General features: G+C 31.3%; 17 protein-coding genes. All 17 read left to right on the top strand.

Annotation, left to right across the window (positions count from 1 at the left end; all coding sequences use genetic code 11):
* Window positions 1-72 precede the first annotated feature (72 nt).
* Complete coding sequence (locus NYE73_RS07140) at window positions 73-402, top strand: HU family DNA-binding protein (RefSeq protein ID WP_340815271.1); 330 nt, start codon at window positions 73-75, stop codon at window positions 400-402.
* 58 nt (window positions 403-460) lie between these two features.
* Window positions 461-754, top strand: a complete 294-nt coding sequence (locus NYE73_RS07135; RefSeq protein ID WP_340815270.1) for an HU family DNA-binding protein — start codon at window positions 461-463, stop codon at window positions 752-754.
* Between the two features lie 133 nt (window positions 755-887).
* Window positions 888-1,085 carry a YonK family protein gene (locus NYE73_RS07130; RefSeq protein WP_445668865.1) on the top strand — a complete coding sequence of 66 codons (198 nt, stop codon included), beginning with the start codon at window positions 888-890 and terminating at the stop codon, window positions 1,083-1,085.
* Between the two features lie 11 nt (window positions 1,086-1,096).
* Window positions 1,097-2,281 (top strand): metallophosphoesterase, encoded by a 1,185-nt coding sequence (locus NYE73_RS07125; RefSeq protein ID WP_340815268.1) that lies wholly within the window; start codon window positions 1,097-1,099, stop codon window positions 2,279-2,281.
* Between the two features lie 219 nt (window positions 2,282-2,500).
* A complete protein-coding gene (locus tag NYE73_RS07120) occupies window positions 2,501-3,382 on the top strand; it encodes a hypothetical protein (protein ID WP_340815267.1) in 882 nt (293 codons plus the stop codon).
* Window positions 3,382-5,169, top strand: a complete 1,788-nt coding sequence (locus NYE73_RS07115; protein ID WP_340815266.1) for a terminase — start codon at window positions 3,382-3,384, stop codon at window positions 5,167-5,169. The genes NYE73_RS07120 and NYE73_RS07115 overlap by 1 nt, the downstream gene beginning before the upstream one ends.
* Before the next feature lie 103 nt (window positions 5,170-5,272).
* A complete protein-coding gene (locus tag NYE73_RS07110) occupies window positions 5,273-6,799 on the top strand; it encodes a hypothetical protein (protein WP_340815264.1) in 1,527 nt (508 codons plus the stop codon).
* Window positions 6,800-6,828: 29 nt separating this feature from the next.
* Complete coding sequence (locus NYE73_RS07105; protein ID WP_445668868.1) at window positions 6,829-8,307, top strand: hypothetical protein; 1,479 nt, start codon at window positions 6,829-6,831, stop codon at window positions 8,305-8,307.
* A gap of 30 nt (window positions 8,308-8,337) precedes the next feature.
* Window positions 8,338-8,874 carry a hypothetical protein gene (locus tag NYE73_RS07100; RefSeq protein WP_340815262.1) on the top strand — a complete coding sequence of 179 codons (537 nt, stop codon included), beginning with the start codon at window positions 8,338-8,340 and terminating at the stop codon, window positions 8,872-8,874.
* A gap of 40 nt (window positions 8,875-8,914) precedes the next feature.
* Window positions 8,915-9,931: a hypothetical protein gene (locus NYE73_RS07095; protein ID WP_340815261.1), complete on the top strand. Its 1,017-nt coding sequence runs from the start codon at window positions 8,915-8,917 to the stop codon at window positions 9,929-9,931.
* Window positions 9,932-10,006: 75 nt separating this feature from the next.
* Window positions 10,007-10,471, top strand: coding sequence for a hypothetical protein (locus tag NYE73_RS07090; RefSeq protein ID WP_340815260.1), 465 nt, complete (start codon window positions 10,007-10,009; stop codon window positions 10,469-10,471).
* Window positions 10,472-10,483: 12 nt separating this feature from the next.
* On the top strand, window positions 10,484-10,882 hold the full coding sequence (locus NYE73_RS07085; RefSeq protein WP_340815259.1) for a hypothetical protein: 399 nt from the start codon (window positions 10,484-10,486) through the stop codon (window positions 10,880-10,882).
* Window positions 10,879-11,133 (top strand): hypothetical protein, encoded by a 255-nt coding sequence (locus NYE73_RS07080; protein WP_340815258.1) that lies wholly within the window; start codon window positions 10,879-10,881, stop codon window positions 11,131-11,133. The genes NYE73_RS07085 and NYE73_RS07080 overlap by 4 nt, the downstream gene beginning before the upstream one ends.
* A complete protein-coding gene (locus tag NYE73_RS07075; RefSeq protein ID WP_340815257.1) occupies window positions 11,120-11,776 on the top strand; it encodes a hypothetical protein in 657 nt (218 codons plus the stop codon). The genes NYE73_RS07080 and NYE73_RS07075 overlap by 14 nt, the downstream gene beginning before the upstream one ends.
* Complete coding sequence (locus tag NYE73_RS07070; protein ID WP_340815256.1) at window positions 11,776-12,297, top strand: hypothetical protein; 522 nt, start codon at window positions 11,776-11,778, stop codon at window positions 12,295-12,297. The genes NYE73_RS07075 and NYE73_RS07070 overlap by 1 nt, the downstream gene beginning before the upstream one ends.
* Before the next feature lie 13 nt (window positions 12,298-12,310).
* On the top strand, window positions 12,311-13,069 hold the full coding sequence (locus NYE73_RS07065; protein WP_340815255.1) for a hypothetical protein: 759 nt from the start codon (window positions 12,311-12,313) through the stop codon (window positions 13,067-13,069).
* A 31-nt stretch (window positions 13,070-13,100) separates the two neighbouring features.
* Window positions 13,101-14,072, top strand: a complete 972-nt coding sequence (locus NYE73_RS07060) for a hypothetical protein (protein WP_340815254.1) — start codon at window positions 13,101-13,103, stop codon at window positions 14,070-14,072.
* Window positions 14,073-14,111: the final 39 nt, after the last annotated feature.

The raw sequence follows: 14,111 nt of genomic DNA, 5'->3' as shown, positions 1-14,111 counted from the left end.
TATTTATCACAGTGGATACAGGTTGAACATATGTCAATATGAAATTTACAAGGATAAAAAAGGATGATAATAATGAATAATGCGAAAAGGGATGATTTGAAACGTGAATTAAAGAATGTATTAAATAACAATCAAAAATTTATAAATTCAATAAGCAAATCAAACCAAAAAGGAGTCAGTTTAGATGACACTGACTTTATCATAGATTCAATGCTGAGTACAATAATTAAATTAACCGATGAACATAATGAGTTGATGTTGCAAGGCTTTGGTAGTTTTAAATCTGTAATTAGGAATCAACGTAAATATAGTAACTTTGGCAAAGATGAAATTACAGTAGAAGCTAAGAGAGTACCTAAATTTAAAGCAGGTAAAACATTTAATGATATAGTTAAACGTTAAATTTTAAAATTAGAAAATACATAAAACAAATATAAATATAAAAAGGAGAAATTAAATTATGGCGACTAAACAAGAATTGGTATCAAAAGTACAAGAGGTAAATTTTGCACGTACAGGAGAAAAATTAGCAAATAACGAAGTATCATTACGAGTAGATGACGTTATTACTGCAATTGAACAATTATTAACAGAAGGTTCAGATGTAACATTAGGTTTTGCTAAGATTAATCAAGGAATTCGAGCTGCACGTACCGCTAAAAATCCACAAACTGGTGAACCGATTGATGTTCCAGAAAAACGAGTTATTAAATTGAAAGTTACTCCTAAATTTAAAGAAAAGTTAAATAGCTAATTTTTAATACATAGCGTATTCGTACAGACGTTTTAACATGAGGATAGTGTTAGAGGTAGGGTTCTCTCCTTCTCTGCTCTATCCTTTTAATTTTAATTAAAAATTAGATGAGGATAACAGGAGGATATAAATTATGGCTAAAAAGACTAATCAAGTTGGGTTCAAGGGCATTTTAGATGTAAATTTTGAAGAAGGACGATCAACTATTACAGAAGTAACTAAAGAGACAGAATATGTATATGACTTTTTCAAAGAACTTGCTAATTTTAATGGTAAAAATGTGACTATTTCAATTAAAGAAGATAACGAAATTACCCCAATCGAAGATTAAGGAGTGATTAAATGCTAACTAAACTCCCTAATGAGACTAATCAAGAATGGAAATTTCGGTTAATTGAAGAAAAGTTAACTGGAGCTATCAATGATGATTGGCAAGATATTGTCGAAGCTTTAAATCTAAATGTACACCGTGATACTTTACGTAAAGGTTCAATTTACTTCTTAGAAATCAAAGATTATTTTGAAAAGAAATTTAAAGATGGTATGACAAATGAACAATTAGACGAAATGAAGCAATTAGAAAAGGAATTGTTCAAACTTAAAGTTCAATTATCTGATGAACGTAGAGAAATACGTAGGTATATGACTCATGAAGCACGTCTAGACAACTTACTTCAGAAACTACTAGATGAAATTAAAGATGATATACATAACAATAAGCCTTTACAATGGGTTAAACCCCTTCCCTCCCCTACTTCAAAAGGAGCGTTGGCTTTATTATTAAGTGATTTACATAAAGGTATGGTAACAGATAACTACTGGAACAAATATAATGATGAAATCTTTTATGAACGTCTGAATCAGGTTAGAAATGATGTTCTTGAATATAAAGATTTGTTAAATGTAAAAGAAATTCATGTATTTGAACTTGGGGATGTAATTAGTGGATGTATTCACCGTTTGACAAAATTAAGTGAAACAGAGAATGCTGTTACTTCTACTCAGAAAGTTGCAGAAGCTTTAAGTGAATTGGTATCGGTATTAGCAAATAATTTCGAAACAGTCCATTACTATAATGTAAAAGGTAATCATGATCGTGTTGCAGCTCGTAAAGAAGAGGAAGTTCGTACTGAGTCATTCCATAGTTTTATTATGTGGTACATGGAAATGAGATTAGAGAAATTTGAAAATGTTATATTCCATAAAAATGATATTGATAGCGAAATTATTGTAGCTGAAATACTAGGAAACAAATATTACGGTGTTCATGGTCATTTAGATAGTGTTAATACTGTAATTAATAATCTTTCATTAATGCTAGACAAGAAACCAAAAGCAATTTTTGCAGGACACATACATAAGAATTTTGAAAATGAAGTACATGGTGTTGACTTGATTGTTAACGGATCATTTGGAGGCGTTGATGATTATGCAAAAGATGGTCGAATGACAGGTAAAGCACATCAAAAGCTTCTCTGGATTACTGAAAAAGGTCGTAAAGGTACATTCTTTATAGAATTTAATTAGGTGAAACATATGAGAAATCTAACATTCGAAGTTAGATTTAAAGTTAATTTTTACATACTTAATTTAAGAATTACTTAAAACGGTTATTTTATTAAAATTAATACATAAAAGATAAAATAGATATCTCCCCTTTAAGTACATCTAACTAGGATTATAGCATTCTCCTTTTAGATGTGCGATAAAGCAGAGATGCTTTTATAGAAATGAGGTGGATACTTAATGTCTACTAATAAGATAATATGCTGTGCTTGCGGAAATCCTAAGAAAGTAGAAGACTACTATTCTTCATCCTCCTACTTTATGCGTCATTTCGGGAAGGTTCACACATGTAAGAAATGTATTTGGGATTATGTAGAACCTGATTTAAGAAATCAATATGACATGAGTAAAGTAAAAATTGCTCTACGAATGATAGATAAGCCTTTTATTCAAAGTATATGGGATTCGTCAGTAGAGGAAGCTGAGACAAAAGCAAATTCATGGACATATTTTAAAGTATATATGAAAAATATTGCGCTCCCTCAAAATATAAACTTAACATGGGATGATTCTGATTTTGATAATAAAGTAGTAAAAGTAGAATTAGTACATGAAGATCATCTATTAGATGAAGAAGATTATATTTACTCGCCACAAGAAATAAAGAAAATGAAAAGAGTTTGGGGAAACAACTTCACTGAACAAGATTTTATATTTCTGGAAAATTTTTATGGAGAATATGAGAACAACTTCCCTACAGACACACCTGCTCAGATAAATATTTATAGAAATCTAGCTAAAATACATTTACAGGCAGAAAAGGAACTAGAAAAAGGTAATATTAAATCTTATAAAGACTTAATGGATTTATCTTCAAAAATGCATAATGATGGTAACATCAAGCCTATACAATCTTCTGGAATGAATGATGATAAAGGTGTTTCGACATATGGTATGTGGATAAAAACAATCGAGAACGATGAGCCTTGTGAATACTTCGAAGATAAAAAGACATATGAAGACTATGATTATTTTAGAAGATACATAGAAAAGTGGTTTGTTAGACCTTTTAAAAATATTTTCAATTTATCAAAAGATTTTGATGTAAAGGATGATAAATAATGTCGTCACATCAAAACTTTCAGGTTAACAGAAATAAACATTCTAAAGGTCAAAATCAATTAATTAAAAACAATCCAAATAAAAAGCGTATAGAAAATACAAGTAAAAACGATAGAATGCGCACTCAAATGAGGAAATGGACTTCATTTTATCGTTTGAATGTACATAGGTTTGTTGAACATTATCTAGGTATAGAACTATTCCTGTTTCAAAAAATATTGATATTCTTTATGAATTTAAACTCATATGTAATGATTATCGCTGCTCGCGGATTATCTAAGTCATTTATTATTTCTATCTACGCAGTGTCTAGGTGTATACTTTACCCTAATACCAAAGTAATAATAGCATCAGGTCAAAAATCCCAAAGTAGATTAATTATCACAGAAAAAATAGAAAAAGAACTAATGCAATATCCTAATGTAGCTAGAGAAATTAAGCAAATTAAAACTTCAGCAAATGATGCAAAAGTGATCTTCCATAATGGGTCATCTATAGAAGCTGTAACTTCTTCAGACGGTTCACGAGGTTATCGAGGAAATATTTTAATATGTGAAGAATTCAGGATGATAGATTTTGGTATACTGAACACTGTACTTAAACCTTTCTTGAATGTTTATAGGCAGCCTCCTTATTTAAAAAAGCCTGAGTACGCTCACTTAACTGAAGAGAATATTGAGCTTTACATTTCTAGTGCTTGGTACACATCTCACTGGATGTGGAAGGCTATGCAATCATCTAGGGATTTGATGCTTCAAGGTAAAGATTCTATGCTATTTTCATTGGATTACCTAACTTCCCTGCATCATGGGTTATTGAGTAAAAAGCGTATCGAGAAAGATAAAGAAAGCTCTAATTTTGATTCTGTTGGATTCATGATGGAATATGAAAATCTAATGTATGGTCAAAATGAAAATGCATTGTTTGCCCTAGAAGATGTTAATAAGAACAGAAAATTGAAAAATATATTCTATCCTATAGATAATGTAGACTACTCAGAATTAAAGAATAAAAGAAAAGAAAAACTAAAAGATGGAGAAGTTAGGATTATAGGAATAGATATAGCTTTGATGGGCGGTAAGGCAAATGATAATACTGTGCTTACGTGTACTAGATTAATTCCTAATGGTGGTACATACTTAAGAAAAGTTTCTTATATAGAAACAATAGAAGGTAAACACTCGGAAGATCAAGCTATTAGAATAAAACAGTTATTTGAAGATTTTCAAGCGTCATACATAGCACTAGACTGTCATGGTAATGGCATGTCGGTTTATGATGAGCTAGTAAAAGTCCAATACGATGAACAAAGAGATGTTGAATATGAAGCGTGGTGTTCATTTAATGATGATGAAATGAGAAGTCGTGCAAAATCACAAAATCCTCTACCTGTTATATTCTCAATTAAAGCAGGGGTTCGTTTGAATCATGAAATAGCGTCTTCACTACGTGTGAATTTACAAAATTCTAATATAGAGTTACCTATTAATGATTTAGAAGCTAGAGAAATTTTAGCTGAACGAAAATACTATTTAAATGCTTCTGAGGAGAAAAAAGCAGAATACATTAAACCCTATCTACAAACTACAATATTAGTAAATGAGTTAGTTAACTTGGATCATGAAATTGTAGGGGGTTTTATTAAAGTAAAAGAAAAATCAGGCAAGAGAAAAGACAGATACTCTTCTCTTGCGTTTTCTAACTACTTAGCGAAAATTTTAGAAACTGAGAAACTATCTTCTGATCTTAGTACATACGAAGAAGATGATTCAATAGTATATTTTTGACTAAGGAGAACTGAATGATTAAGCACATCTCTATATTTAATAATAAGTTAGCACTGTAAATAACGTATAATTAAAAATTTATATATCACAGGGAGGTGAATAAATGTCAGAAATTATACAAATAGATACAGAGACAGAAGAATACAAAAGAATGGTGAACGATTATAACGACTATATTAGCACTTTTGTTTCTGGATTTGTTACCAATTTATTCTCACAAGGAATAATTGAAGAAGTGGACGCTGAAACGCTTAAAAAGTATTTCTCGAATCCAGATACTTTTCAAAAAGAAATTGAGGATCTAGCACAATATTATTATATTTCTTCAGGCGAAATACATCAATTATTCGAGTTAATCGAAGCACTCCCTTCTTTAAATTACAAAATAGATTCGTTCGATAAGAATAAACACACAGATAAATATATCGGAATGATTAACAAAGCACTCCACAAAATTAAACATAAACGTTTGACTCGTGATTTACTTAAACAAACATCAGCGTCTGGAACGTTAGTTGGAATTTGGCTAGGTGATAAAAACAATATTTATCCTTATGTGTTTGATGATGTGAGAATGACATTCCCTGCTTATAGAAAAAATGGTGAGTGGCAATGTGTTATTGATATGGAGTATTTCTCAAAATTACAAGATGATTTTCGTAATGAACAATTTAACAACATGTCACCATACTTAACAATAGAAGATTTTGAGAAATATCAAACCGATACTTCAAAATACAAATATAAAGAGTTACCACAAGATAGAACATTTGTATTGAGAACTGGAACATTAAAAAGAAATCAAGGTTTAGGTACATCTTTAGTTACATCTGGTTTATATGACGTATTACATAAGAAGAAGCTGAAAGATGTGGAATACTCCATCGCTAATAAAATCATAAATGCCGTTGCAGTACTAACAGTTGGTGTGAATGGCAATGAAAAGTATGACACAATGACAAACTTGAAACTACCTAAAGCTGTGAAACAGAAAGTTCACTCTGGAGTTAAACAAGCATTAGAAAAAAGTAATACTAAAGGAGTAACTGTAGTAACTATACCAGACTTTGCCAAATTAGATTTTCCTGACGTTTCTACAGATGGTTTAGGTGATAAGAAGTATGGAAATGTCAATTCAGATATTAAAACTGCATATGGTATATCTGGGGCGTTATTGAATGGTGATGGCGGTAACTTTAGTGCATCTAAACTCAATCTTGATACTTTCTATAAGAGACTTGGAGTAATGTTAGAAGATATCGAACAAGAATGTTATCAGAAATTAATCAACCTAATTCTTCCATCTTCTCAAAAAGACAATTTTGTAATGGAATATGACAAATCAACTCCGCTCACTCATAAAGAGAAAGTGGATATTTTAATGAGATTGAACGATAAAGGATGGTCAATTAAGCATGTCGTAGACCAACTAGACGGTGTTTCATGGGAGAGCTTCTTTGAACAAACTATTTATGAAACTGAAGAACTTCATTTACAAGACAGAATTCGCCCATATCAAAGTACTTACACTATGTCTGGTAATGATGCAGGTAGACCTAGTCAAGAAAGTCCAGATAATGATAACACTATCCTTTCTAAGACAACTGATGGAAACAGTCTTCCTGAATAGACTTTTTTCACTAGAGATTAAAGGAGGTGATAATGAAATTGAGCAAAAAACACAAATTGAATTTGGTATTAAACGAAATAAAACAAAGTGATGACCCAACTATTCTTCCTTGTACTTTTATTATAATGGATTTTGAAAAGTCAGGAAATAATGTTGTGGTTGAGGAAGATGTAGTGCTTGAAGGTGGTAAATCTCTTTTAAACAAACCTATAGTAGCTGCATATAAAGATGTTGAAGAAGCAAATACAAAAACAGATAACTTTGAAGGTCATAATCAATATATAGGCGAAGATAGATATGGAAATCAAATAGTTAAATCTAATACAGTACCGATCGGAGTATTTACAACTGAAGGTTATAAGATATCTATAAATATCGATGGTAAACAAAGAGACGTTATGGCTTGTGATGCTGTACTTTGGAGAACAAGATTCCCAGATGCTTGTGATTTGTTATTAGAATGGTACGAAAGTGGTATTAAAATCAATACAAGTTGTGAATATTTGTATTCAAACTACTCGTTTCAAAATGGAATTGAATATCACTATTCCCCTATTTATTTTGAAGGACATGCTATTTTAGCAAGTGAAAATCGAGGGAATCAAGATATAGTATTGCCTGCTTATGAATCATCAAAATTGTTGAGTTTTAATGAGATAAGCAAATTTAATAAATTAATTGCACAAGCAATTAATCAGAAAGAAGAGGAGGAAAAAGAAAATATGGAATTCTTTAAGAAAGTGTACGAATTATCACATAATGATGTTCGTTCCCTACTTTATACGCAACTTGAATCATTCTTAGATAAAAAAGAATACTCTTATATTTCAGATGTGTATGAGACATATTTTGTAGTTAATATATATAAATATGATGAGGATGATAATTTAGAATATGATAAATATTTTAAATTTAATTATTCTAAAGGTGAAAACGACACGATTACTATTGACGGTGATTCAAAAGTAGAGGTTACTATTAAACGTGATTGGGTTGAAGTAAGTCAATTCGAATCAATTCAAAATGAGGTGAAAGAATTATCTACTCAATTAAATGAAAAAGAATCAAAAGTAACTGAATTAGAAAAACAATTGAATACTATTTCTACAGATAAGAAAACTATCGAAGAAAAATTCAATACTGCATCTGAAACAATCGTTCAACTAAATTCAAAAGTAGAACATCTTACACCATTCAAAGAACAATTCGAACAACAAGAATTAGAAAAGGTTTTAAATGAGAAGAAGGAGTTTTATAGTGGTAAATTTGAAGCATTGAACGCTAAAGAAAAATTCGAATCAGAAGAAGTACAAGAATTAATTAATAAGACAGTTTATGAAAATGAAGAAGGTTCTAAAGCAACCCTTCAATTAAATTCAATGTTAGTTGATATGGTTGTATTGAACAAAGAAACAAATTCGGAAAAACCTGCAATCAGAGAAGTTTCTAGTAAACGTGAAAATCTAATTCCGTCTAGTGATGATTTTGATAGCAGATATTCACTATAAAAAATACATAATAATTGGAGGAAATTTAAAATGGCAAGCGATATCTTAAAAGCGTTACAGCAAACAGGAACTCACTCGGTGGGTAATTTGAACAGTCTAAAAGTAAAAACAGTAGCAAATGGAGCTATTGTTGAAGGAGCAGACATTGATAATTTTACGTTGGGCGAATTAGGCTTTAATGCAGAAGGAGAACGTACAGTAAAACAATTATCTGCAAATGATAAAAAAGCTGTATTAGTAGCTTCACCAGAAACACGTTATCTTGGAGAAGAAATCACAAAATTCTACAACGCAGTCGGTGAACGTGTTCGATGTGTAATTTTAGAGGAAGGTTATACTCGATTCGAAACTTCTGCATTTACTAAAAACACAGGAGTTAGCGAAATTAAAAATGGACAAGTTGCTCATTTTGATGTAGCTACTAAAAAGTTCATTGTTTCTGATGTAACTTCGACACATGCTGATTACGCTTCTGCTTCTGCTCAATTCTTAGTTGTGAATAATGAAGAAGACATGCAATATACTCTTGGGAAACCAATGATTCGCTTTGAAGTAATTAAGGCTTAATACAAAAAATACATATTATACATTAAAGGAGTTTAAAATAATGGCACTAGACAATACAAAATTAAAAGGTTTATTTAATCGTGTAATTAACAATAAAATGGAAGAAACAGATTCAACTGATATCAAAGCTTATATCACAAAAGTATTTGGTGACGGTGGCGCTAATCCAGATCCAACGATGTTACACCAATTCAATCAATTAGTCGTTGAGACAGCAGATCAAATTGCAAAGCCAATGGTATCTGATTTACTATCGCTATTTGCAAATACTCAAACTCGACAACGTGGTGATTTAGTTGAGTTACGAATTCCGCAAAAGAATAAAGCTAAAGTAGTATGGTCTGCAACTGGTTCAGGAGTAGACTTAGTACGTGTAGAAGGTCGCAAATCAATTATTGCAGTACCTGCTCATCTTTCTACTGGTTTTTATTATGAACCTCTTGATTTAGTGAAAGAGTCTGAAGAATATTTCCGTAAATTAGTAAATGACGTTGCAAATGCAAAGGTTAAATTATTCCTTGACAAAATTAATGAGTTAACTGCATCTGCCATCACTTCTGGTAAAATTCCAGCAGCAAACGTAGTTACTGGTACTAATTTAACTTTAGCGCAATATAATAAGGCAGCATCTGTACTTCAACGATATGGTGGTCGCCCTGTATTTGTTGCAGATTCATTACTCATCGATCATTTTGCGTTCCAGCAAGCTAGTGACTCTGTTGTAAAAGAATTACTTACAGAAGGTGTTAAAGAGGAATTACTTACTTCTCTTAACCCTACGACTATTCAACGTACAACCGCTGTAAACCTTGTAAATCCATTTACTGATGAAACAAACTCTAAAGTTGAATTACCTGTAAATAAAGGTTACATGTTCGCAGGTAGTGTTACTCAAAAACCGTTCTCTATCGTAGAATATGGTGGTTTACGTCAAATGACTGAACAGGATATTGAAGATGAACGTATTAAAGTTAAAATTACTCAAGATGTAGCAATTAATCTTGTATACGGTGAAGCAATCGCTGTAATTGAAGATGATAGCATTACTTTAAATTAATACATAAACATGTAAGGTGACTGCTTAATTTGTAGTCACCTTTTATTTTAAGGATTATAGGAGGAAGAAATAAAAATGAATGAGACTGTTAAATTAGCACGTTATCGCAATACATCATATTTTGTTAAGTACACAGGAAATGGACAAGAAAGACAATACACATGGAGTGGGAGTAAAAACGGTCGTCCGGATATCAAGGCTGTTCCTCGTGAAGTAGTTGATTGGCTGACTATGAACACTTCATGTTTTGATAAAGGACAATTAGTAATTCAAGAAGATGATGTGATTGTAAATGAAATAAAAGACACTATTGCTGAAGTAGATACTTATGAAAACAACACGAATACAAAGGAAGATATCGAGAAATTATTAGGTGGCAATATTAACAAACTTAAAGTCGAACTAAAGAAAATTACAGTTGATTCTGAAAAACAATTTGTAATTGATGTCGCTTCTGATATGAAAGATAACCTAACAAAAGGTAAATTAGACGCTCTAGCTGAATGGATGGGAGTTAGCGCTGATATTCTATTTGATTAAGAGGTGGTATAAATGAATACCACTTTTGATGATGTGTGGAAATGTTTCTTGAATAATTGTAAAGTTTCCGATATTGATTTACCTAATACAAATGAAAAAATTCACGAAGCAATTAAAAATGCGACTATGTATTTTAACAATAGAATGAGGACTTCTATTCAATGTGATACTGAAATCGAAACTTTTAGTGTCGATTTGTCAGAAGATCACCTTTTAATTCTTGCTAATTTTATCCGATTGACATTCTTAGTTAATCAGCGTACATATTTTGAATCATTATGGCAGCCTTTTGCTTCAGATGTTGGATTAAGAAACTTTGGCACTCAGATAAACTCTTTGAAAGCATCTGTTCAAGAACAAGAAAAGAAGCTTGATACTCTAATTATTAATACAATGGAGGACTTTTTATGAGTGATATTAAAGTGAAATCCTCTTATATCAATAATGAATTTGAAGATGAAAGTATTTATTCTTATTGCTCTAAATTGAGTAAAAGAAACAATGCAATACTCTACTTACTTGAATCACACCTGAATAAAAAGTTACTTAGCGACAATGAATTAGCTGAAATAAGAAATGTCGTTTTGACAGTTAGTGCAGATATAGCAAGACTACCTTCCCTACTCTATGTTGAGGAAGGTGACGAAAATGAAGGATTATAGTAATTATCACAATACTAATACAGGCGACAAAATTACTCATGATGCATTATTGCTACTTAATAAATCCTTAGATAGTTATGCATCGTATGAAGTAATGATTAACTATGAAAAACCAGCAAAGATATTGATGAATCAAAAATGGGATGCTGATGGTGAAGCAGTTAAAATTATTGGGAATATTGAAGATATCGAAAGAGGAAACTTAATTGAGCATAATGGTGAATATTGGTTAGTAGTAACTAAACCTGAAGATAATAGGATTTATCGAAAAGCTGAAGCAAGGTTATGTAGTACAGAGTTTCCTGTAAAATATGCTGATCAAAAAGTTGAAATCGGCAAAGATGATTTAGGTAGACCAGTGTACGATATTATCGAAGGTGAAGTTAAGATGCTTCCATGTGTTCCTAAGATGAATGATGCTTCAACTTCTATTGCTGATACTAATAATCCAATTAACCTACTAGACAATCAAGTAATGATTACTATCCCCTACACTGAAGCTCCATCAATTAAGTATAATGAAAAATTTAAACTGTTCAATGATACATACAGAATAATTCGTATTGATCCTTCTAAATCAATCAATAAAGTTGGCGTTCTTAGAATTACTGGAGAACGTGTTGAAAGTGTTGGTGATGATTAATGGATTTGAGAGGTAGTCTTAAAAAATTATTCATTACGTTATCTTCTCATGAAAAGTTATTACGTTTACTTCATTACATACCTGCAAATGCGTTGGATAATCCTCTAGATACAAAGAAACCTGATATTAATTCATTACCAAACAAGTATGATATTGTCGAAAAGGTGTTAATGCCATCTGATAAAAAATACGATTTAGATTTGAAGTCTGAACTATGTAGGGTTTGTTTTTATACAGGAACTAGGGAATTACAAGACTCATACAATTCTGCTGCACGTAGACAACAAGACAATATATATGTTGCTAATCAAAAATACAATTTCGATGTGTATGTTCATGTTGACATTGATATAAAGGATTTTCGTATGACTTGGATTTGTAATACGTTGAATGAAATTTTAGACAGGCAGAATATATCGGATATAGGTAAATTTAGACTAGCTTTCTCCTCACCTATCAACAATACTCCTGATGGATTCATTGGTTATAAATTGGTTTATGTAACAAGTTCATCGCAGTGAGGTGATTTAACTGATGAATATTGATTTAGATAATGTATGGGGCAATCCTAAATATGTGAATGGAGTTCCAATTTATCCTGTTACTATGGAGAATATTCTAAAGCTTTATGAAACATCTACTTGTCTCCTTATTCCTAAAAACTCGATGAGTGATCCAAAAATTATAAAGATGTCTTACTTAGCTTTTTTAATTGAATTAGGAAGAGATGAAAAAAACGAACACTTATTAGACAAGTTGGATAGTCTTCTTAAATTAGTAACTAGAACAGAAAATATCAACTACTTTATTGACGAAAAAAATAAATTTGTAATTTCAGTTGATGATGATGGATTTATCAAAGAAAGAGATTTTGAAAAGCTTCGTGAAATCATAGGTTCTCAAAATTTGATTAAAACAAAGGATGATTCTCTGGGTAGCGATTTTGATAAGGCTAAAGAAAAAGCTAAAGATGATTTGGCTAAGAGAAATAGCAAAATGGCTGATTTAGAACAACAGATTGTAGCTTATAAATGTGAACAAAAAACATCTTATGAAGAAATTAGAAACCTAACTATCTATCAATTTAGAAAAGAGTTAGAAAGAATAATTTTCAGTAAATCAGCAGATGTACTACAAAATGCTCAATATTCTGGAATGGTTTCATTTAAAGAAGGTACAAAAATACCACATTGGTTAGATCAAATTGAAGATAAGAATCCTGATGATGATTTAGTTTTAAGTAAAGAGCAATTAGACCAAATAAGTAAAAAGAATGGTCTAGTTAATAAATAAAATACATAAATAAGAAAGAGGTAAAAATTTTATGACAGAAAAACTATTTGCTGTATCTGTGGCAGACGCTTTATTGATTGATGAATCAAAAGATACATTAGCTGTCAAAGGTACTGCTCTATTAAGTTCTACAATGGAACAAACTATGCAAGAAAATGAATTATTTGCTGGACGTGGTTCTAAGCTACAATTTGTATATAATTACCAAAAGGTTTTATCATTCCAGATCGAGGCTGCTGACTTCTCCCCTGTATACTTAGCTTTACAAACTGGTTCAGAAATTAAAAATAAAATGAGCGAATACTTTACAGAAGAAAAAGTTAGTTTCGATGCTTCGGGTAAAGGAACTCTATCTCAAACTCCAATTGGTAATGTGTATGTAGAATTAGCGTCTAATCATGTTACTAAAGCTCCATCAGGTTCAGATATTATAGATGTTGCTTATGCAAATAAGGAATTAAAAGTAGCGTATCAATATAACGCACAAGTTGATGAGTTAACAATTTCAGCAAATGACTTCCCTAAATCTTATAAATTAGTGTTGACTTCTGATATCTTTAATTCCGATGGTGATAAGGTTTATGAACAACAAATCATCGCTCCACGTTATAAGCTTGATGGTGCGTTATCATTAAACCTTACTCACGATGGAGTTTCTCAATTTACATTGAACGGTAAGACGTTAGTCGATGAAGACGATAACTATGCTTATATTAAATGGAAACCTGTAAACGGTACTTCAATTCAGGTTTCAGCTTTAGCAACAGATGTTTCAGAAGTTACGCTGTCTGTAGGTGGAAAACAAAAAGTAATTACATACGGTATTCGTGGTGGTGGTTATAGTAATGTTCTAATGGATAATTCTAAGCTAACATTCTCTTCTGATGACGAAGCTGTTGCTACTTTTGTAAATGGTGAAATTACTGGTATTGGTGCAGGAGAAACTAACGTTAAAGTGTCAGACGGTACAAATAAAGACGTTATCGAAGTTGTAGTGGCATAATAAATACATAACATGAGTAGGGTTAATTCCCTACTCTTT

It is taken from the genome of Lysinibacillus sp. FSL K6-0102 (genome assembly GCF_038003545.1).
Classification (GTDB): Bacteria; Bacillota; Bacilli; order Bacillales_A; family Planococcaceae; genus Lysinibacillus; species Lysinibacillus capsici.
This window is presented reverse-complemented; position numbering and strand designations above follow the sequence as displayed.

Bases quoted from the DNA above. Each gene is read 5' to 3' on its own strand.
- NYE73_RS07140 (WP_340815271.1), top strand. From the start codon at position 73: ATGAATAATGCGAAAAGGGATGATTTGAAACGTGAATTAAAGAATGTA.
- NYE73_RS07135 (WP_340815270.1), top strand. From the start codon at position 461: ATGGCGACTAAACAAGAATTGGTATCAAAAGTACAAGAGGTAAATTTT.
- NYE73_RS07130 (WP_445668865.1), top strand. From the start codon at position 888: ATGGCTAAAAAGACTAATCAAGTTGGGTTCAAGGGCATTTTAGATGTA.
- NYE73_RS07125 (WP_340815268.1), top strand. From the start codon at position 1,097: ATGCTAACTAAACTCCCTAATGAGACTAATCAAGAATGGAAATTTCGG.
- NYE73_RS07120 (WP_340815267.1), top strand. From the start codon at position 2,501: ATGTCTACTAATAAGATAATATGCTGTGCTTGCGGAAATCCTAAGAAA.
- NYE73_RS07115 (WP_340815266.1), top strand. From the start codon at position 3,382: ATGTCGTCACATCAAAACTTTCAGGTTAACAGAAATAAACATTCTAAA.
- NYE73_RS07110 (WP_340815264.1), top strand. From the start codon at position 5,273: ATGTCAGAAATTATACAAATAGATACAGAGACAGAAGAATACAAAAGA.
- NYE73_RS07100 (WP_340815262.1), top strand. From the start codon at position 8,338: ATGGCAAGCGATATCTTAAAAGCGTTACAGCAAACAGGAACTCACTCG.
- NYE73_RS07095 (WP_340815261.1), top strand. From the start codon at position 8,915: ATGGCACTAGACAATACAAAATTAAAAGGTTTATTTAATCGTGTAATT.
- NYE73_RS07090 (WP_340815260.1), top strand. From the start codon at position 10,007: ATGAATGAGACTGTTAAATTAGCACGTTATCGCAATACATCATATTTT.
- NYE73_RS07085 (WP_340815259.1), top strand. From the start codon at position 10,484: ATGAATACCACTTTTGATGATGTGTGGAAATGTTTCTTGAATAATTGT.
- NYE73_RS07080 (WP_340815258.1), top strand. From the start codon at position 10,879: ATGAGTGATATTAAAGTGAAATCCTCTTATATCAATAATGAATTTGAA.
- NYE73_RS07075 (WP_340815257.1), top strand. From the start codon at position 11,120: ATGAAGGATTATAGTAATTATCACAATACTAATACAGGCGACAAAATT.
- NYE73_RS07070 (WP_340815256.1), top strand. From the start codon at position 11,776: ATGGATTTGAGAGGTAGTCTTAAAAAATTATTCATTACGTTATCTTCT.
- NYE73_RS07065 (WP_340815255.1), top strand. From the start codon at position 12,311: ATGAATATTGATTTAGATAATGTATGGGGCAATCCTAAATATGTGAAT.
- NYE73_RS07060 (WP_340815254.1), top strand. From the start codon at position 13,101: ATGACAGAAAAACTATTTGCTGTATCTGTGGCAGACGCTTTATTGATT.